This is a genomic window from Erwinia sp. JUb26, from assembly GCF_003751505.1.
In the GTDB taxonomy this organism is placed as follows: domain Bacteria; phylum Pseudomonadota; class Gammaproteobacteria; order Enterobacterales; family Enterobacteriaceae; genus Erwinia.
Genome location: NZ_RJVB01000001.1, coordinates 18,737 through 38,872, shown reverse-complemented (window position 1 = coordinate 38,872; position 20,136 = coordinate 18,737). Strand labels below are relative to the sequence as shown.

Sequence of the window (20,136 nt, the reverse complement as noted above, 5' to 3'; positions counted from 1 at the left end):
GGAGAGTGAAATGCGCTCTTCCGCCTTCAACACTTTTACTGCGTTTACCCACGTGTTCAGATCCCCACATCAGAATTCGCCATTCAAGATGGTCCCACGACTTTTCAACGCGCCTACGGTTTTTTCCTTAAGCGCACACGTTACACCTGTAACGGTGCACCTGTTACACCCGTCCATAACGTTACAGCCCCGCGCCAGCGCGCCGTTTTTAAGATAATGAATTTTATGATTTTTATTGTCTTGTGAATTTCTGGCACGGCTTTCGCATTCTCCAGCGCGAGTACCTGCTCCGGCCCTGCTGACACCACGGCAATGGACAGGTTTAAAGCCAATCTCAGGGGAATAACTATGAAAGCAGCACGTTGGTATCAGGCTCGCGACATTCGTATTGATGATATTGAGGAACCGACGGTTTCCGCAGGGAAGGTAAAAATCAAAGTCGCGTGGACCGGGATCTGCGGCAGCGATCTGCACGAATATCTTGCCGGCCCGATTTTTGTGCCGGTAGAAAAGCCGCATAAAATCAGCGGTGATATCGCACCTATCGTGATGGGCCATGAATTTTCGGGTGAAGTGGTGGAAGTGGGCAGCGGCGTCACCAAGTTTAAAGCCGGTGACCGCGTAGTGGTTGAGCCGATCCTCTCCTGCCAGGAGTGCGAAGCCTGTCGCGAAGGCAAATACAACCTGTGTGGCGATCTGGGCTTCCACGGCCTGTCCGGCGGCGGCGGCGGTTTCTCCTCCTTCACCGTGGTGGCCGAGCACATGGTTCACCGTATGCCTGACGCCCTTTCCTACGAGCAGGGTGCGCTGGTTGAGCCTGCGGCCGTTGCGCTGCACGCGGTGCGCATGAGCAAGCTGAAAGCCGGTGATAAAGCGGTGGTGTTCGGCGCGGGTCCGATTGGCCTGCTGGTGATCGAAGCGCTGCGCGCAGCCGGTGCGGCAGAGATCTACGTGGTTGAGCTGTCGCCGCAGCGTTCAGAGAAAGCGCGCGAGCTGGGCGCCCGTCTGGTTATCGACCCGAGCAAAGAAGATGCGGTTGCCCGCATTCGCGAGCTGACCAACGGCGGCGTGGACGTGTCGTTCGAAGTGACCGGCGTGCCGGTGGTGCTGAAGCAGTGTATCGACAGCACCCGCTACGAAGGTGAAACCATTATTGTGTCTATCTGGGAAGGCGAAGCGTCATTCCATCCGAACAAGGTGGTGCTGGCCGAGCGCAACATTAAGGGCATTATCGCCTACCGTCATATTTTCCCGGCTGTGATGGATCTGATGACGCAGGGTTATTTCCAGGCGGATAAGCTGGTGACTAAGCGTATTGATTTGGCCGATCTGGTTGATGAAGGTTTTGATGCGCTGGTGAAAGAGAAGCAGCAGGTTAAGATTCTGGTGCGTCCACCGCAGTAAGTTTTTGTTAGTCTACCGGTTGGTGGGTTGAAGAGCTGATAAAGCCACTGTCATTGCGACGGTGGTTTTTTTGCATTTTCTGCGGGGTGGGAGGCAGCCCGTGCGGCTGTCGGCCGGGTGGAATTCGCGGTAGCACTGCGGGTTGGGATGCAGTCCGTGCGGCCGGAGGTCGGGTGGGATTCGCGGTGAGGCTGCGGGTCGGGATGCAGTCCGTGCGGCCGGAGGTCGGGTGGGATTCGCGGTGAGGCTGCGGGTCGGGATGCAGTCCGTGCGGCCGGAGGTCGGGTGGGATTCGCGGTGAGGCTGCGGGTCGGGATGCAGTCCGTGCGGCTGGCGGCCGGTCCTCGCGCCACGCGTTGCGTGGTGCCTTCGGCTACAGCATCCGGCCGGTCGGACCGGCGGAGACGTTACATCCCTGTACCGACTCCGCCTGATGCCAGCGTCCTGCTGGCATCTCCTGGCCTGCTGCTTTCGCCTCAGCGCTGCGGATTACCCGCCAGCCGCACGGACTGCATCCCTTTTGGCAAATTGCTCGCTGTTTTCACGACACAAATCCGATGCCCGCAGCGCTGAGCGCAGAAATGAAGCCAGGATTCGCCCACATGGACGCGGGGGAAAGGCACAGCCGGGCCAGGACGGCCCGTCTGTGGCGGTCCGACAGGCTGACGCACGAAGTGAAGGCACCACGCAACGCGTGGCGCGAGGACCGGCCGATCGCGGGACCCACCGATCTGCGCGATCCCCCGATCCGCCAGCGAACTCAGCAAATTCAATATGAAAGTGTGCCACAAGCATACTAGCCGGATCGAAGTTCCCTCCCCCAGATAGTCCGAATCGCTGAACGCAAAACAGCGCCAAATGCATCGCACATTCAGCTCTCAGCAGACGGCACCGGGATCAAAGCGCAGACTGGCGGTTCCCGCGATCGGGCAATCCGCAGCGCTGTACGTAGAAACAGCTCCCAAAGAACTTACTTATCCAGTCCCAGGCAGACGATGCCCGCATCAAAGCGCAGACCAGTGGGTCTCGCGATCGGGCAATCCACAGCGCTGAACACAGTAAGGAAGCCAGGATTCACCCGCACGGACGCGGGGGAAAGCCACAGCCGGGCCAGGACGGCCCGTCTGTGGCGGTCCGACAGGCTGACGCACGAAGTGAAGGCACCACGCAACGCGTGGCGCGAGGACCAGCCCGACCGCGGGACCCGCCGGTCAGCGCGATCACCGATCTGCCAGCGAACCAGCGAACCAGCGAACCAGCGAACCAGCGAACCAGCGAACAATTATTACCCCTATCGCTGCCGCGGAACACCCGCGCGCCCAATCGCCGACAGCAGCGCATCCACCATCTCCTCCCGCAAATACATATCCGCATCCGACAACATCTGCGCCACACTCACCGTCTTCGACGCCTGATAAAAACGCCCGCTGCCCAGCGCCGCCTCAAACCGGTTCGCATACTGATGTGCCTGCGCTAAATCCACATCCACCAGCAGCACCGCATGCGCCAGCACCACATGACAGCGCGGCCCGTCGGCGGGCTGATTCGCCACCGACTGCCAGTACTGCGCCGTACCGGCAATTTTGCACGCCAACTCACCTTCACCGCAGGCCAGATTGTACCGCCCGTCGCAAAACGACCCCTCGACCGCCTGCCACCCCGTCGGCACCCCCAGATCCAGCAGCGCATCGCTCAGCATGTCGCAAAGGTGTTCGTACACCCCCTCGGCCGCCTCGCCCAGCGTCCGCCACATCGGATAGGCCAGACTGATATTGATAATCCCCGGCCCCTGCGGCACCAGCCCACCGCCGGACTTGCGCAAAAACACCGGGCAGCCGGCATCGGCAAACTGCGCCCTTACCTCGTCCAGCCCGGCAAAGCGCTTATAGCTGCCCGGCACCACCAGCGACGGCGGCGAATGCCACAGCAGCGCCACCGCTTCACCGGCCGCAGCGCGGGCGTACAGCCCGGCCTCCGCCTGAGTGGGATCGGCGCAGAACGTCAGCCGGGGAGAAAGTAGAGAAAACGAGCCGCCGCGATCGGCGGCCGGGAAAGCATCCTTCATCGGGTACCTTTATTCACCATCAGCATGCTGCTGTAACAGCCGGTTCACCTCCGCCGCTTTCTCCATCTGCGGCATATGCCCGGCCCCGCTAATCCGCTCGACCCGACTACCCTCTGGGGCATTATCGGCATGGCGGACAGGGATAATCGCGTCATCCTCACCCCAGATGAGCAACAGCGGCACACTGCCGTTGAGCTGCAGACCCGGCTGTGCAGACTGCTTCCCGCCCGCGAACAGGCTGTCCTGCAGCTGTTGCAGACAGTCACTGACGCCATCAAGCCGTTTGTATTTAAGCAAATCATCCAGCATCTGGCGACTGACTAATTCCCTGTCGGCAAACAGCAGTTCAACAACCGGCTTAAGATCGCGCCGCGACTGGGCATCGATAAAGCCCTGGGTGTAGTCTTCATTCACCTCTTCCCCAAAGCCGCCGCTTCCGATTAGCGACAGTGAACGCACGCGCTGCGGCGCATCCAGCGCCAGCTGCGCGGCGATGGCACCACCCAGCGAATGCCCTACCAGATGCGCGGCGGGCAGATCCACCGCCTGCATAAAGTCAGCGACAAACGCCGCCAGATCGCTCAGGCCGCTGCCGGTCAGTCGGGTTTCCGTTTGCCCATGCGCGGGAAGATCCAGCGCCACCACCGTCGAATCCGGGAAGGCATCGAGATTAAACAGCCAGTTGTTCAGATCGCCGCCGAAGCCGTGAATAAACAGCACCGCTTCATCGCCTTCCCCCTGGCGGATATAGCGCACCCGCAGGCCGTTCACGTCGATAAAACGATCGGCTGAAACCTGCTCGTCTTCGTCATCCTCCGCCGCCGGCACCACCCAGCCCGCAATAAACGCGTCGATCTGCGCATCGCTGACCGCCTCCGGTGCCATTACGCCGAGCAGCGCCTTCACCGGCAGCACGTCGCCCTCTTCCGCCACCTTGCGCCGCAGAATGCCGGCATCGGTGGCCTCAACCGCGTTGGCGATTTTATCGGTTTCCACGTTAAGAATCGGCATGCCGGTGACGATCTCATCGCCCACCTCCACCAGCCACTCGTTCACCGTGCCTTCGCGCATCGACAGCCCCCACTTGGGCATCACCACCGGGGTGATTGTTGCTTCGCTCATCACTGTTTTCCTCTGTAGCCCAGGGTGCGTTTTACCGCCTCCATAATCCGCTCGGCGCTGGGGATGTAGCGATCCTCCAGCGAGGGCGAGAACGGCACCGGCGTATGCGGCGCGCAGACCATCTCGATGGGTGCTTTCAGCGCGCTGAACGCCTGCTGGCAGACCAGCGCGGAGATATCGGTGGCGATATTGCAGCGCGGATGCGCCTCATCCACCACCACCAGCCGCCCGGTGTTCTCTACGGTTTCAATCACCGTATCCACGTCCAGCGGCGACAGCGAACGCAGGTCCACCACCTCCACGTCGATGCCCTGCTTCGCCAGCTGCTGCGCCGCATCCAGCGCACGGTGCACCATCAGGCCATAGGTGATAATCGACACGTCGCTGCCGTCGCGCACGATACTGGCCTCGCCAAACGGGATGGCGTAGGGTTTTTCCGGCACGTCGCCTTCCAGGCCGTACAGGTTCTTATGCTCGCAGAAGATCACCGGATCGTTATCGCGGATCGCCTGAATCAGCATGCCCTTGGTGTCATACGGCGTGCTCGGACAGACCACCTTCAGGCCGGGGATATGGGTAAAGATCGGCGTCAGCATCTGCGAGTGCTGGGCGGCGGCGCGAAACCCGGCGCCGACCATGGCGCGGATCACCACCGGGGTTTCGGCCTTGCCGCCGAACATATAGCGGAATTTGGCCGCCTGATTGAAGATCTGGTCAAAGCAGACGCCCATAAAATCGATAAACATCAGCTCGGCGATCGGCCGCATACCGCAGGCTGCCGCCCCTACCGCCGCACCCACATAGGCCGATTCCGACAGCGGCGTATCCAGCAGGCGATCGCCATGTTTGGCATACAGCCCCTTGGTCACGCCCAGCACGCCGCCCCAGGCATCCTTTTCGCCGTCGCCGCCCATGCCGCCAACGATATCTTCACCCAGCATAATCACGCTCGGATCGCGGGCCATTTCCTGATCGATCGCTTCGTTGATCGCCATTTTCATGCTTAATTTACGCGCCATGATTGCACCCTCAGTAGCTTACATAGACATCGGATAACAGGTCGTCGGCATCCGGTTCCGGTGCCGCCTTCGCTTCCTGAACCGCCTGCTCAATCAGGGCGACTACCTCACGGTCAACGTCGTTAAACGCCGCGGCGCTGACCACGCCAGCGCCTTCCACCTGGGCGCGGAACAGCTTGAGGCAGTCCTGATTGGCGCGGATATGTTCCAGCTCGTCGCGCCCGCGATAGGTCTGCGCGTCGCCTTCAAAGTGGCCGTAAAAACGCACCATTTTGCATTCCAGCAGCGACGGCCCGCCGCCTTCCCGCGCCCGGCGGATCAGCTCTCCGGCGGTTTCATACACCGCAAAGAAGTCGGTGCCGTCAACGGTCACGCCCGGCAGCCCAAAGCCCGCCGCGCGGTCAACGTAGCTGTCCACCGCCGTGGCGTAGCTGCGCGACGTGGCTTCGGCATAGCCGTTGTTTTCAATCACGAAGATCACCGGCAGGTTCCACACCGCCGCCAGGTTCAGGCTTTCGAGGAAAGTGCCCTGGTTGGCTGCGCCGTCCCCGGCGAAGGTGATGCCGATTTCGCCCTTACCGCGAAACTTTGCCGCCAGCGCCGCGCCGCAGACCAGCGGAGCGCCCGCGCCGAGGATGCCGTTAGCCCCCATCATCCCCTTGCTGAGATCGGCGATGTGCATCGATCCCCCTTTGCCGTTGCAGGCGCCGCCGGTTTTGCCGTAGATCTCCTTCATCATGGCAATGACGTCCACGCCCTTGGCGATGCAGTGACCGTGACCGCGGTGGGTACTGGCAATGCGATCGCCGTCCCCCAGGTGCGAGAGGATACCCACGGCGGTGGCTTCTTCCCCGGCGTAGAGGTGAACAAAGCCGGGGATATCACCGCGGGAAAAATCGACGTGCAGGCGCTCTTCGAAATCGCGGATGGTCCGCATGCGACGATAGACATTGAGCAGCTGCTCGGCGCTGAGCTGGCTGCCCGGATTACTTGCTTCTCTGGTGTTCATAGTGTTCTCCAGATGGTCGGGTGGATACGCATCGCGGACTGTCATGCACCGTGACGCAGTAACTGGGCCTGGGCGGCGTAGTTCAGGCAGGCATTGATATCGAGGGAACGGAAGGCGCGCTCGCGCAGGGAGATGATGACGCGCTGGGTCGGGTTAAAGCTCAGTTCACGTTCGCCGTCGACGGCGATCACCCCCTGGCGCAGCAGCGTCGGCTGCGGCACGCCGTGCTCAAGGGGCTGCCAGTGGGCAATATCAACTTCGCTGAGTACGCCGGGCGCGACGGGGGCCAGAAGACGGCAGCCGCCGGGGCCAAAGGTGATTTGCAGACCGCCGTTTTCGCGGCGGCCAACGGGCTGCAGCAGGCCACCGATGGCCGACAGCCCCACCGCCTGCGGTTCGGCAATGCTGAGAAACAGCTGGGAGAGCGCGCCGGTGCTCCATATCGATCGCGCACCGATAAACTGTTCGCCGGTGATAGCGGCGTCGACCAGCGCGATATCGCGGCGCAGCGATCCGTCGGCTTCGGTGATAACGATGTCGAGCCATTTGTTCCACACCAGCGCTTTTTCAACCGGGATGCGGCCGCTGGCGTAAAGCCCGAGCGCCAGGCCGAGCACCGTCGGTTCACGCATTTCCGGCCAGGCGTTATTGGTGCCGGTAGAGAGGCCGACGATCGGGACTTCGCCGCAGTGGCGCGCAACGGCGCGATGGGTGCCGTCGCCGCCCAGTACCACGATGGCGGCTGCGCCCGCCTGCTGCATCCATTTCGCGGCTTCGAAGCTGTCCTGAACGGTGGCGGTGACCGCACCGGGGATCCAGTCCAGCTGCGGCAGCCGCCAGTCCGGGCGCTGGGCCAGTTCACGCAACAGCAGCGCCCGCAGCCCTTCGCGGTCGGGCATCATGCGGACTTCGCCGATACCGCAGGCGGCCAGCGAGGCCATCAGACGCAGCAACAGGTTGACGCGTTCGGACAACGGCAGCGTGCCGGCGTGGCCGACGACGCGGCGGATGTCGCGGGCGGATACCGGGTTAGCGATGATGCCGACCCAGGGGCGTGTCGCGTGGCTGTGTATCATTGGCGTCTCTCCGTTATCAACTGGCAGAGATAACGCAAAGGTTGTGCCATATATGTAAAATAAAAGTTAACACATTGTGATTCAGGTGGTTATTTGCTCAGCGATGGCGATCGGAGATGAAGAGGTGTTACAGCTGTCACCTGTTCGGTGTGGGGGTGGATGGACAGGTGTAAAGCGGTGGGATGCGCTCTGGCGCGAGTGGGAAATTCGCCGCCGTATGCGATTTTTCGCAGTGGGATGAGTGCGTGGTTCCCAGCCCTGGCGGCGTCTGCCGGGCGGTCCTCGCGCCACGCGTTGCGTGGTGCCTTCGGTTACAGCTGCTGGCCTGTCGGACCGGCGGAGACGCTACATCCCTGTACCGACCCCGCCTGACGCCAGCGTCCTGCTGGCGTCTCCTGGCCATCCGTTTCCACCTCAGCGCTGCGGATTGCCCTTCAGCCGCCGCCAGGGCTGTGCCCCATTCTGACTTTTTCGTCGCTTTTAAAGACCTTTAACAAGCTGGTTTAACGCTTATCTGACAATCCATTTTGCTGAAAGAAGAGTGCAAACCCGGACTTGTGCGTAAAACACCGGCGTCTGGCCTGAACGGCATAAAGGGGAGTTGCATAAGGAGGCTATAACTTATCGCCAGAGGGCAATCGCTATCGAAACCGGGCCTGGTTCCCAGCCCTGCCGCCGGCTGCCGGGCGGTCCTCGCGCCACGCGTTGCGTGGTGCCTTCGGTTACAGCTGCTGGCCGCCCGGACCGGCGGAGACGCTACATCCCTGTACCGACCCCGCCTGACGCCAGCGTCCTGCTGGCGTCTCCTGGCCATCCGCTTCCACCTCAGCGCTGCGGATTGCCCTTCAGCCGCCGCCAGGGCTGTGCCCTTTTCTGACTTTTTTCGTCGCTTTTAGAGGCCACTGAACAGACTGGGCTGCATGTCTGAAAGTCCGAGAGCTGAATAACAAGAAGAACTCGATCGGCACAGCAACGCGCACCATCGGCAGATATCTGGTATCTCCAGTAAATATCAGGGATATCCTTTTACCTGAAGACAGCACAGCAGTCACGGAGCGGACGGGGGGCTGCCACGACTGGCAATCCACAGCGCTGAACGGAGAGAGGAAGCCAGGATAAGCCCGCAGGACGCGGGCGCAAGGATCGGTCGGCACACGGATGTGCCGTCTGAGCCGGTCCGACCGGCTGACGAACGCAGTGAGGGCACCACGCAACGCGGGGCGCGAGGACCCGCCAGTCGTGGCAGCCCACCGTCAGCATAGGCCACAAGATCGCCAGATAACATTTTCCACAATACATTCTGATTAACTGGAAATACCTTCGCCGCTACTGTCTTCGGATAAACCTGAGTAGGTAAAAAGACTGCCAGTCCATCGGCCAGGAATCTGCAACGCGGAACAAAGCGCACGACAGATTTTCACCCATCCCTATCACAGAGACGTATTTTTATCTGAACACAACTCGGCAATTACGGCGCGGACGGGGGGCTGCCACGACTGGCAATCCACAGCGCTGAACGAAGAGAGGAAGCCAGGATAAGCCCGCAGGACGCGGGCGCAAGGCTCGGTCGGCACACGGATGTGCCGTCTGAGCCGGTCCGACCGGCTGACGAACGCAGTGAGGGCACCGCGCAACGCGTGGCGCGAGGACCGCCAGGCGTGGCAGCCCCCCGTCAGCGCAGTCACCAGGTCAGCATTTCAGCATTTCAGCATTTCAGCATTTCAGCATTTCAGCAGGAATAGTCTCATCCCTCATTCACCGGCGACTGGATCCCAAACCGCTGCATCCGACGATAAAGCGTCATACGACTGATCCCCATCTGCCGCGCCACCGCACTGTGATTCCAGCGCGCCGCACGCAAATACTGCACCAGCAGCTGCGCTTCAGGCGGCAGAGCCGCATCGGGAAAAGCAGCAGATGTCGGACCTGATGGCACAATGGCCGAATGCGACAAAGATTCAATATCGATATTGCCAGAAGACTGAGGCAACCCCGCCGCCACCTGCCCCGGCACAGCAGGTGTTGCCAGCCCCTCCGGCAAATCACCCACTTCAATACGACCGCCGTCGCACACCGCTGCTGCATAATCCAGCGCGTTATTCAGCTCGCGCAGATTGCCGGGCCACCCATGCTGATGCAGACGCCGACGCGCGGCCGCGCTCATCTCTACCCGTCCAGCTAGCAGCTTACCAATCAGCCAGTCAAGATCGCTGCGCTGGCGCAGCGGCGGCAGGGTAATGCGCGCGCCCTGAAGGCGATAGAACAGGTCGGTGCGGAAACGCCCCTCGGCCACCAGCCGATCCAGCGCGTGATGCGAAGCCGAAATCACCCGCACATCCACCGGCACCGGACGGGTCGCACCCACCGGCAGCACCTCCTGCTCGGCCAGTACCCGCAGCAGACGGGTCTGCATCTCCAGCGGCATATCACCGATTTCATCCAGAAACAGCGTGCCGCCGTCGGCCTCCTGAATCAGGCCGCGCCGCCCCTTGCTGCCCGCGCCGGAGAAGCTGCCCGGAAGATGGCCGAACAGCTCGCTTTCAATCAGCGTCGCCGGGATAGCCGCGCAGTTCACCGCCACAAACGGCCGTTCGCGACGGTCGCTGGCCTGATGAAACGCGCGGGCGAAGTACTCTTTACCGCTGCCGGTTTCGCCGTGGATCACCAGATGCAGCGAGGCCTGTAGCAGCCTTGAGGCACGCTGTAACTGCTGCTGCAGCGCGGCATCGCCGCCGTTGAGGGCCGCGAGCGGCGCGGGCAGTGCATCCGCACCGTTGGTGCGTCGCGGCGGGCAGCGGGTGGGCTGCACGGCGGTAACAAACAGTTTTTCACCGCTGCGCGCGCGCTCCAGCGTACCCTGCCGTCCGTTGGCGCTGGCCAGCCAGTCCGGCAGGCTGTCAATCGAGGTGTTGAACAGCTGCTCAATTGGCATCCCCAGCAGTGCGCTTTTGCTATTCGGCGGCGGTGCCTCCATCCCCAGCTCTTTTTCCAGCATGCGCTGGGCGCGATGGTTATGCCCCACCACGTTGCCGCTGGCATCGAACGCAATCAGGAAATCGGGGCTGACCTCGACAAACGGCGACGCCGGGCTGAGCTTCAGCACCCAGTCGTTGCGGTGGCGATGTTCGAACCAGGCATTCTCGATCTGATGGGCGTAAAGCTTGGCGATTTGCAGCGCCAGCTGCTGGCTGGATTTAGGCTGTGGCGAACTGAGCGCCGATATATCGAGGATCGCATTCAGCTGCCCCTGCGGATCGAACAGCGGCACGGCGGTGCAGGTCAGGGGAATATGGGTGGCATCAAAATGGTCCGCCTGATGCACGGTCAGCGCCCTGCCGGTCGCCAGCGCGGTGCCGACGGCACAGGTCCCGGCGCAGGCTTCGGTCCACTGCGCGCCGAGGAACAGCCCCGCCCGCCGCAGGCTGATTTCCGCATCGCCATCGCCCAGATAATCGACGGTAACGCCGCGCGCATCGGTCAGCAGCAGCACGTATCCCGCAGCGGCAATCTGCTTATACAGCACCGTCAGGCCGTGATGGGCGATATGGCGAAATTCCTCCATCTCCTGGCGATATTCCCGCAGCTCGTGCCACGGAAGAATGCGCGCTTCCTGCATACGGCTGGGATCCAGCCCGTGATGTTCCACGCAGCGCTGCCAGGAATCGCGGATCGCCCTGTCGTGCGGCCTGGCGGGCAGCAAAGAGGCGCCGTTGCTGATGCTGGCCATCACCGTGGCAATGTGTTCGCGCTGGCTCTGATTCACGGGTGTTTCTCCTGTAGCGGCACAGTCGGCCGGGGATAACCGCTGCTGAAGCGACCGATATCATACACTGAATTGCGATGGCGATGCAGGCCGGGGCCGGGCGAACCGTCACGGATAAGCAGTGATTTTTTATCAGATTAATGTCCGGGGAGAGTTTTTCACCGCGTCAGGCGGCGATCTGTGATCGGCCGCAAAGCGCAGCCGATTTATTTGCTCAAAAAGAGAACTGGTGCGGGTTCGAAAGCCGCTTCAGGGCTGCTGACCGGAGAGGCAGGCGTACTGGCGATCGTCGGTAAACAGCGTCCAGCTCACCTGGTTCACGCCGATCACGAAAATCGCCGTGGCCAGGGTGTTTTCTTCATCGAGGTCGGCCGGGTCCCGCCGCAGGATCGGCAGATCGGCGTGCTGCTCATCATTCAGGATCGTCAGGGCCTGGGCCGGGTTTAACGGCCACTCTTCGCCTTCTGTCAGCCACTGTTGCAGACGCTGCTGGCGGCTGGCGGAACTGCCGGTGATGGTCTGCGCCACCGCTGACATTTCCGGGTGGATCAGGTGGTTGGCATGGCCGTAGCGGTGGGGATTGCTCTGCACATGATGCGCCGTGCCGGTAGCCTCCACACTGACGATCCGCGCATCGCCGCACTGTGCCAGGCTATGATGAAACGCCCCGCCGCGCGGCTGCGAAGTGAGGATCGCGACAGCTTCATCAATCGTGGCCGCATCCAGCGCCGCACGCGCCAGAATCTGCCTCGGCATCCCCAAAGGGCGCTCCGCTGCGCGAATATTGTTCACCGTGTTCACCAGTCCGCGTTCGTTGACCGACACGGTGTGGCCGCAGATTGAACCGGGATAGAAAAAGCTGGTAAACGCCAGCCCCTGCTGCGGCCGCACGGTGACCATGCCACAGTGTTCCCGCAGCTGCGGGAAGCCGTCTTCGTTATGCGCAATCAGCGCTTCGCCCTCGTCGGTAAAACCGGTGACGGTGGTACAGCCGTCGGACGTTGACGGCAGCAGGTCGCCGCGACAGTTCCAGGCAAACACCTCATCAAAGGGTGCCTGCAAGCCGTCCGCCAGGCCGCGTAGCTCCTGCCACAGCAGGGGAAAACGCTGCTGCACCAGTTGCTGCATGCCCTGCAGCCGATCGCTGTTTTTCAGCGCATTGGTGTGGTTCCACAGCGCGGTCGCGCGCACTTCACGAAGGTATGCGTCGCTGCCCAGTTCGCCAAGCTGATAGCCGATCTGATAGTTGTCGCCGTTGAGGGTGGTATGTTTCATGCCGTTTTCTTCTTGTGAGTGATAGGTCAATCTAATGAATTCGGTTGAGCTTACCAACTGCACGCGCAATAAAAAAGCCGCCGTCTGCAACTCAGACGGCGGCCTGGTGGTGCCGTTTTTTCGGCCCTTACCCTTCAGGGCTGCGGCTTACCAGCGGTAGTCAACCGAAGCGACAATCGTCCGGCCCACGCCGTAGAAGCAGGCATCTTCGCCGCTGCAGGAGGAGACGTATTTCTTGTCGCTGAGGTTCTGCACGTTCAGCTGCAGGGTGGTGCCGCGCAGAGATGACGTGGCCTGGCCGAGGTCATACTTCGCCATGGCATCGTACAGCGTGTAGTGCGGCACATAGTATTCACCCACCGCATCGCCCGGCGCGGTGCCGATGTAGCGCACGCCGGAACCGATAGTCAGACCGTTCAGCACGCCCTGCTGGAAGCTATAGGTGCCCCAGGCAGACGCGGCGTGGCGCGGGATCGCTGCAGGAGCGTGGCCGATTTCAGCGGCGGTTGGCGAGTCTTTGGTTTCCACATCGGTGTAAGAGTAAGCCGCAGTCAGCGCGATTTCCGGGGTTGGCTGTGCGTGAACTTCCGCTTCCACGCCCTGAGACTTCACTTTACCGATCTGATCGTAGAAGTAAGTGGTGCGGTTAAACGAGGCCACGTTCTTCTGGGTGATATCGAACCAGGACAGCGTCAGCAGGGTGTTGCTGTCCGGGATCTGATACTTCACGCCGACTTCAGTCTGTTTGCCGGTGGTCGGCTTCATTGCCGGGCTGCCCGGTTCTCCCTGGTACAGCGTCGGTTCAAACGAGGTGCTGTAGCTGACGTACGGTGATATACCGTTGTCGAAGGCGTACAGCAGGCCCGCACGTCCGGTGAACTGGTTATCGTTGTAGCTGTTTTCAGAGCCGCCGGTAGTGTTATCGCGGGTATTCACCTGCGACCAGTCGTGGCGACCGGAGAGCAACAGATTCCAGTCGTTCCATTCCAGCTGATCCTGAACGTAAACGCCCACCTGGTTCAGGGTTTTCTGATCGCTGGAAACCAGAGACAGCTTGCTGGCATCAATGTCGGTATGGCTCGGGTTCGCCCAGTCGATCGGGTAGTCGCTGTTGCGGTCACGATACATCTTCGAATTGATATGGCTGTAGCGATAGTCCAGCCCGCCCAGAACGGTATGCTTCACCGCGCCGGTATCGAACACGCCTTTCAGCTGGTTATCCACGCCAAATTCGTTGGTCAGCTGCGACTCGTGCTGCGCCATGCGGGTCAGGGTGTGATCGTTCGCCGGGGCAACGACGTTATACACCAGATACTTATAGTCTTCATCGCGATGGGTGAAGCGCAGATTCTGGGTGAACGACACCGCATCGTTGAAGTTGTGATCGAGGTTGTAGCCGATGGAGGTCTGTTCGCGCGTCGATTTGTCGTAGCTCGATTCGCTGACGTTGAAGTCGTAAGGCACATAGCCCACGCTGGTGGAGTACAGCGTACCCGCGCGCGGCAGGAAGTTACGTGAACCGGCTTTCGGATCGTTCTGGTAGCTGGTTAATAACGTAAAGCTGGTGTCTTCGTTCGGCAGCCAGGTCAGCGCCGGGGCAATCGCCACGCGCTGCTGCTTGTTGTCCTTGACGAATTCGTGTCTGGTGCTGCCGATGCCGTTCAGACGGTAGAACAGCGTGTTGTCGTCGTTCAGCTTGCCGCCGAAGTCAAACGCCGCTTCAGCAAGATGGCGGTTGCCGGTGCTCAGCTTCACTTCGCGGATCTCCTGCGCGGTCGGGCGCTTGCTGGTCATCGCCACCACGCCGCCGGGGCTGACCTGGCCGTACAGCACGCCCGCCGGGCCGTGAACCATCTCCACGCGCTCCAGCAGCCACGGGTCAAGCTGACCCGCCCCGCCGTTCTGGCTGGAAAGCCCGAAGTGCAGGCCGTCGAGCAGCTTCGGCGCATAACGGAAGCCGCGGCTGATCACTTCATCATTACGGTTGGAGTTGCCGCGATAAGTAGTCACCACGCCGCTGGTGTAGGCCAGCGCCTCGGCCACGGAGGCCGGTTCCTGCTGATCCATCTGATCGCGTGTGACCACCGAAATCGACTGCGGAGTTTTGCGCAGCGGGGTATCGGTTTTGGTTCCGGCGGCGCTCTCTTTCGCGACGGTTCCCTTCAGCGGGGCGGTGATGCTTTCCCGGCTTTCGGCGGTCACCGTCAGCGTGTTTTCGGCCGTCGGCGCGGTCGCGGCCTTGGCCATCGGGGCCACCAGCAGGCTGGAGGCGAGTAAAAGACGCATTGTGTGTTTATCGGAACGTACTGCGAAGCCTGGTCTTGCCTGTTTTTTAACGGTACTGAACATATCTCTTCATCCATTCAGGAACTGCTTGCCAAAAAAACACCAGTCCGGCCGGGAACTTATCGTTAAATAAAACGTCCCGACCGCTATCCCCGATCTCATCAGCCGGGTGCGGCTGCGGATCGTGTTATGACTTTTTCAGGAAAATCCTTACTGCATATTGAGTTAGTGATTTCCATGCAAAATCTGCGCAGCATACTATTGCAAATATAAATAATTCTCAATGCCATTATCATTTGCAGCAGTTGTGCCCAGATAGCGCAATAAACCACCAAAACAAGAATCAGAAACAAAGGAGACAGGTAAAGTTTCTCAGAATGAAGTCGTGTTATTCAGCCACGGCCAGGAAGCATTAGCGGGGGGCAGATCCCTCCAGACTCAATGTGCCGAAGGTGGAAAGCTGTGTCGTTTTGCAATCCAGACGATCAGCCAGGTCGCGGCCAGTAGCGTAAGCAGTACGGGTGGGAATGCCGCCGTACCGAACTGGTCGAGCAACACACCGCCGATGATACCGGCACTGGCAATCGCCATATTCCATACCGTTACCGCCATCGACTGAGCAACATCCGCAGCATCGCCCGCTGCCCTGAAAAGCGCCGTCTGAAACAACGTTGCTGACCCTCCGATAGCCAGCCCCCAGATGCCCGCCGCCGCGTAAACAATGGCTGGTTCATCGCTTCCCATCGCCATCGCCGTGACGGCCATGCCGAACAACAGCGGACTGGCCAGCGTCAGCGCTCGCTGGTGACGGTCAATCAGCACCCCCACGCCCCAGATGCCAGGCAGTGAGGTGACACCAAAGATCAGCAGCACCAGACCGGTCCGTTCGACCATCCCTGCGCCAGCCAGGAACGGCGCGATGTAGGTATAAAGAATGTTGTGCGAGAGCACGAAGGCCAGGATCACCAACAGGATGGGACGGATGCCGGGGATGACAAACACGCGCCCAAGGGAGAGTCGCTTATCCGTGGCCTGCCCCGGAAAATCCGGAACCCTGATCCTCACCCACATCATCAGAACCAGCGCCATCAGGCTCATCACGCCGAAGCAGACGCGCCATCCCACCAGGTTACCGATAAAGGTGCCGGCCGGCACGCCGAGCGACAGGGCTAAGGGTGTTCCGACCATCGCAATGGCGATCGCACGTCCTTTCTGATGCTCGGGCACCATTCGCGCGGCGTATCCCGCCAGCAGTGCCCACACCAGCCCCGCCGACACGCCCGCGAGGAAACGGGCCACCATCGTCAGCACATAGCTGGTCGACAGCGTCGTGATGGTGTTGGCGATGACGAAACCCGCTATTGCAGCCAGCAGCAGCGGACGCCGACGAACGCCCTGCGTGGCGGTGGTCAACGGAATGGCTGCCGCCAGGGAACCAATGGCATAGACGGTGACAAGCTGGCCCACCAGCGCTTCGGAGACCGTCAGGCCCTGAGCCATAAGCGGCAGTAAACCCGCTGGCAGGGTTTCCGTCAGGATCGTGATGAAGGCCGCCATGGCGAGTGCGATCAGCCCAATCCAGGGGAGCCGCTCGGCTGACGATGGCACGCCGACCGGTTGAGCCTGTGCCTGGCACTTTTCGTTGGAAAACATGGAAATTCCTCTTCTCATTTGATTTCCCAACTACGATAGAGCACTTTTGATTAGAGAGTAAGTAGGCTACATTTCTCAGATATAATGACAATTATGTCAGCAATGGAGAAACCCAATGGACAGTCTGAGCGGCTTTACCGTTTTCGTGCAGGTGGCGGAAACCCGCAGCTTCGTCCTGGCTGGACGCGTGCTCGGCGTGTCCGCGTCGGCCATCAGCAAGAGTGTTTCGCGGCTGGAAGAAAAACTCGGCGTACGGCTATTTCATCGCAGCACGCGCAGCATCACGCTGACGGCCGAAGGCACGCTGTTCCTGGAGCGCAGTCGCCGCATCCTTGCCGAAATCGAGGCGGCAGAACTGGAATTGTCACAGGCTAAGACCACGCCACGCGGTCGCCTGCGCATTAGCCTGCCGCTGGTCAGTTCACTGGTGCTGCCGGTGCTTGGCGAGTTTATGAGTGCTTATCCGGACATCGAACTCGATCTGGATTTCACCGACAGATTGGTTGATGTCATTGAGGAAGGTTTCGATGCGGTGGTCAGAACGGGTGATCCCGATGATTCACGGTTGTCCGCACGTAAACTGGGGAATTTCCAGTCGGTGCTGATCGCGTCTCCCGATTATCTGGCAAAACATGGCACTCCCAGCATGCCTGCCGATTTGGCGGAACATATCTGCCTTCAGTTCCGCTTCCCCAACAGCGGAAAACTGGACGTCTGGCCGCTGCCGCGAACGCCAGGCGAGCCTGAGCTGCAACTGCCGACATCGATGATCTGCAACAATATCGAAACGCGCGTCTGCTTCGCGCTGCAGGGCAAAGGCATCGCATTTCTGCCGGATTACTCGGTCAGAGAGTTTCTGAACGATGGTCGTCTGTGCCGGGTTCTGCCGGATCACGTGCATCGTACCGGTACCCTTCAGGTACTCTGGCCGGCGAGTAAGCATCCTTCGCCGAAAGTTCGGGTACTGGTCGATTTCTTGAGTGCGCGGGTATTTCCAGCCGGTGAGGCCAGCAGGGCAGGGAAACCCGGCAAGTGACTGCCGGATACCCTGCCCGAGCGGCTGCCCGCAATTACCAGCGGTAGTTCACCGAGGCCACTACGGTACGGTCTGTACCGTAGAAGCAGGCTTCGGCATTGCTGCACGAGGCAACATAGCGTTCGTCGGTCAGGTTCTGCACGTTCAGCTGAACGGTGGTGCCTTCCAGCGATGATACGGCGTGGCCCAGCTCATACTTCACCATCGCATCGTACAGGGTGTAGTGCGGAACCTCGTCGGTGCCGGTGGAATCCGCCGGTGCATCACCCACGTAGCGCACACCCGCCCCGACGGTGAAGCCGCTCAGCGGACCGTTGAGGAAGCTGTAGCTGCCCCAGGCCGATGCCGCATGGCGCGGAATACTGGCCGGCGTGTGGCCCAGCTGCGTCGCGGTATAGGTTTCTTTGGTTACCGCATCGGTGTAGGTATAGGCGGCGATCAGCTTCACTTCCGGGATCGGTTGTGCGTGGATCTCCGTTTCCACACCCTGCGAGTTGACCTTACCGATCTGCTCGTTGTAGCCGGTGGTGCTGTTATAGGAGGTGATGTTTTTCTGATTGATGTCGAACCAGGAAACGGTCATTACCGTGTCGCTGCCGACCGGCTGGAACTTCAGCCCCACTTCCGTCTGTTCGCCGCTGGTCGGCTTAAACGGATCGGTGCCCGGCGCGCCGGTGCTCAGGTTCGGTTCAAACGAGGTGCTGTAGCTGATATACGGCGACAGGCCGTTATCAAAGGCGTACAGCAGGCCCGCACGACCGGTGAGCTTGCTGTCGTTCTGGGTGACGTCCGATCCGCTGATGCGGTTGATGGTGCGGGTCTGCGACCAGTCGTTACGGCCCGACAGCACCAGGTTCCAGTTATCCCACTCCAGCTGATCCTGAAGGTACAGCCCAACCTGATGCAGCTGCTTAACGCTGCTGGTGGTCAGAGCGATATCGGCATTATTCACCTCAACGCTGGTCGGATTAGCCCAGTCAAGCTGGTACTTATCCGAGGTATGGCGCGACAGCGTGCTGGCCACGCGGCTCCAGCGGTAGTCCAGGCCGCCGAGCACGGTATGGCTGACTTCGCCGGTGTCGAACACGCCCTTCAGGTGGTTATCCACGCCGAACTCGTTGGTCATCGCCGTTTCCTGCTGCGGACGGCGGTTAATGGTGTGATCGTTCACGCTGGAGCTGGTGGTGTAGACCATATATTTATAGTCTTCATCACGGTGGGTGTAGCGCAGGTTCTGCTGGAAGGAGAGCGCTTCGTTGAAATTGTGATCCAGCTCGTAACCAATGGAGGCCTGTTCGCGCTTGTTGCCGTAGTAGCTCTGGTCGTTGATGTTGAAATCATACGGCAGGTAGCCAACGCTGGTTTCTTTCAGCGTGCCCGCCATCGGCAGGAAGTTACGCGACCCGGCCTTCGGATCGTTCTGGTAGCTGGTCAGCAGGGTGAAGCTGGTGTCCGCATTCGGCAGCCAGGTGATCGCCGGGGCAATCGCCCAGCGCTGCTGTTTATTGTGCTTCACCGTTTCATTTTTGGTGCTGGCGATGCCGTTCAGGCGATAGAACAGCGTGTTGTCATCGTTCAGCTTGCCGCCGAAATCAAAGGCCGCTTCGCCCAGGTGATGGTTACCGGTACTGAGCTTCACTTCGTGAATGCTTTCCGCCGTCGGTCGCTTGCTGGTCATCATCAGCAGACCGCCAGGGCTGACCTGGCCGTACAGCACGCCCGCCGGGCCGTGGACCATTTCCACGCGCTCTAACAGCCACGGGTCGATCTGCCCTGCTCCACCGCTGGAGCTGGAAAGGCCGGAGTGCAGGCCGTCCAGCAGCTTCGGCGCATAGCGGAAGCCGCGGCTGATCACTTCGTCGTTACGGTTGGAGTTACCGCGATAGTTGGTCACCACGCCGCTGGTGTAGCTCAGCGCATCGGCCACCGACTCAAATGCCTGATCGTCCAGCTGCTCGCGGGTGACGACCGAAATCGATTGCGGCGTTTTGCTCAGCGGCGTGCCGGTCTTGGTTCCGGCGGCGCTCTCTTTCGCCACCACGCCTTTCAGCGGGGCGGTGACGCTTTCGCGGTTCTCTGCGGTCACCGTCAGGGTGTCCTCTGCGGCGGCATGGGCCAGCGGCAGCATTAACAGAGAGGATGCGAGCAAAATACGCAGGGAAGGTTTATCAGAGTGTATTGCCAGGCCTGGTCCTGCCTGTTTTATAATCTTTTTGAACATGTTCGGTTCTCTCGTCCGTAACAACTTTCCAGGGGAATCCCCATAAAGTCGCGGCTGTCAGCGAAATTGATAAGCGCGACGAAGACTAAAAGCCCGTTTGCCACTGCGACTGACGGTACTTTTCCATACCCCTTCCAGGAGAAAACCGTTATCTCTACGTAACTTACCGTCATCCCCTGGAAAGTTGGGCGGCATCTTATTGCAAAT

The 20,136-nt window shown here is 60.6% G+C and carries 12 protein-coding genes; 2 read left to right on the top strand and 10 right to left on the bottom strand.

From position 1 onward, the window contains the following. The first annotated feature begins 348 nt into the window (after nucleotides 1-348). Nucleotides 349-1,404: a 2,3-butanediol dehydrogenase gene (locus tag EC836_RS00120; protein ID WP_123328925.1), complete on the top strand. Its 1,056-nt coding sequence runs from the start codon at nucleotides 349-351 to the stop codon at nucleotides 1,402-1,404. A 1,291-nt stretch (nucleotides 1,405-2,695) separates the two neighbouring features. On the opposite strand, the gene EC836_RS00110 is transcribed toward EC836_RS00120, so the two are convergent. The 9 genes from EC836_RS00110 to EC836_RS00065 all read right to left on the bottom strand — a co-directional run bounded on the left by EC836_RS00110 (nucleotide 2,696) and on the right by EC836_RS00065 (nucleotide 16,672). Then, nucleotides 2,696-3,469 (bottom strand): lipoate--protein ligase family protein, encoded by a 774-nt coding sequence (locus EC836_RS00110; RefSeq protein ID WP_123328921.1) that lies wholly within the window; start codon nucleotides 3,467-3,469, stop codon nucleotides 2,696-2,698. 9 nt (nucleotides 3,470-3,478) lie between these two features. Continuing rightward, on the bottom strand, nucleotides 3,479-4,591 hold the full coding sequence (locus tag EC836_RS00105; protein WP_123328919.1) for an acetoin dehydrogenase dihydrolipoyllysine-residue acetyltransferase subunit: 1,113 nt from the start codon (nucleotides 4,589-4,591) through the stop codon (nucleotides 3,479-3,481). Continuing rightward, on the bottom strand, nucleotides 4,591-5,610 hold the full coding sequence (locus EC836_RS00100; RefSeq protein WP_123328917.1) for an alpha-ketoacid dehydrogenase subunit beta: 1,020 nt from the start codon (nucleotides 5,608-5,610) through the stop codon (nucleotides 4,591-4,593). Before EC836_RS00100 ends, EC836_RS00105 begins: the two co-directional genes overlap by 1 nt. Nucleotides 5,611-5,620: 10 nt before the next feature. Then, nucleotides 5,621-6,619 (bottom strand): thiamine pyrophosphate-dependent dehydrogenase E1 component subunit alpha, encoded by a 999-nt coding sequence (locus EC836_RS00095; protein ID WP_123328915.1) that lies wholly within the window; start codon nucleotides 6,617-6,619, stop codon nucleotides 5,621-5,623. Nucleotides 6,620-6,660: 41 nt separating this feature from the next. Further along, on the bottom strand, nucleotides 6,661-7,695 hold the full coding sequence (locus EC836_RS00090) for an NAD(+)/NADH kinase (RefSeq protein ID WP_123328913.1): 1,035 nt from the start codon (nucleotides 7,693-7,695) through the stop codon (nucleotides 6,661-6,663). A 1,744-nt stretch (nucleotides 7,696-9,439) separates the two neighbouring features. Then, nucleotides 9,440-11,458: a sigma-54-dependent Fis family transcriptional regulator gene (locus EC836_RS00080; protein ID WP_123328911.1), complete on the bottom strand. Its 2,019-nt coding sequence runs from the start codon at nucleotides 11,456-11,458 to the stop codon at nucleotides 9,440-9,442. Between the two features lie 249 nt (nucleotides 11,459-11,707). After that, the gene (locus EC836_RS00075) at nucleotides 11,708-12,733 is read right to left on the bottom strand and encodes a C45 family peptidase (RefSeq protein WP_123328909.1); all 1,026 of its coding nucleotides are present in this window, start codon (nucleotides 12,731-12,733) and stop codon (nucleotides 11,708-11,710) included. A 147-nt stretch (nucleotides 12,734-12,880) separates the two neighbouring features. Continuing rightward, entirely contained in the window at nucleotides 12,881-15,082 is a 2,202-nt protein-coding gene (locus EC836_RS00070) for a TonB-dependent siderophore receptor (RefSeq protein ID WP_123328907.1), read from the bottom strand. A gap of 375 nt (nucleotides 15,083-15,457) precedes the next feature. Further along, complete coding sequence (locus EC836_RS00065; RefSeq protein WP_123328905.1) at nucleotides 15,458-16,672, bottom strand: MFS transporter; 1,215 nt, start codon at nucleotides 16,670-16,672, stop codon at nucleotides 15,458-15,460. 115 nt (nucleotides 16,673-16,787) lie between these two features. On the opposite strand from EC836_RS00065, the gene EC836_RS00060 reads away from it, so the two are divergent. Continuing rightward, nucleotides 16,788-17,708, top strand: coding sequence for a LysR substrate-binding domain-containing protein (locus EC836_RS00060; RefSeq protein WP_123328903.1), 921 nt, complete (start codon nucleotides 16,788-16,790; stop codon nucleotides 17,706-17,708). 34 nt (nucleotides 17,709-17,742) lie between these two features. Here EC836_RS00060 and EC836_RS00055 read toward each other — a convergent pair whose 3' ends face one another. After that, the gene (locus EC836_RS00055; RefSeq protein ID WP_123328901.1) at nucleotides 17,743-19,929 is read right to left on the bottom strand and encodes a TonB-dependent siderophore receptor; all 2,187 of its coding nucleotides are present in this window, start codon (nucleotides 19,927-19,929) and stop codon (nucleotides 17,743-17,745) included. Nucleotides 19,930-20,136: the final 207 nt, after the last annotated feature.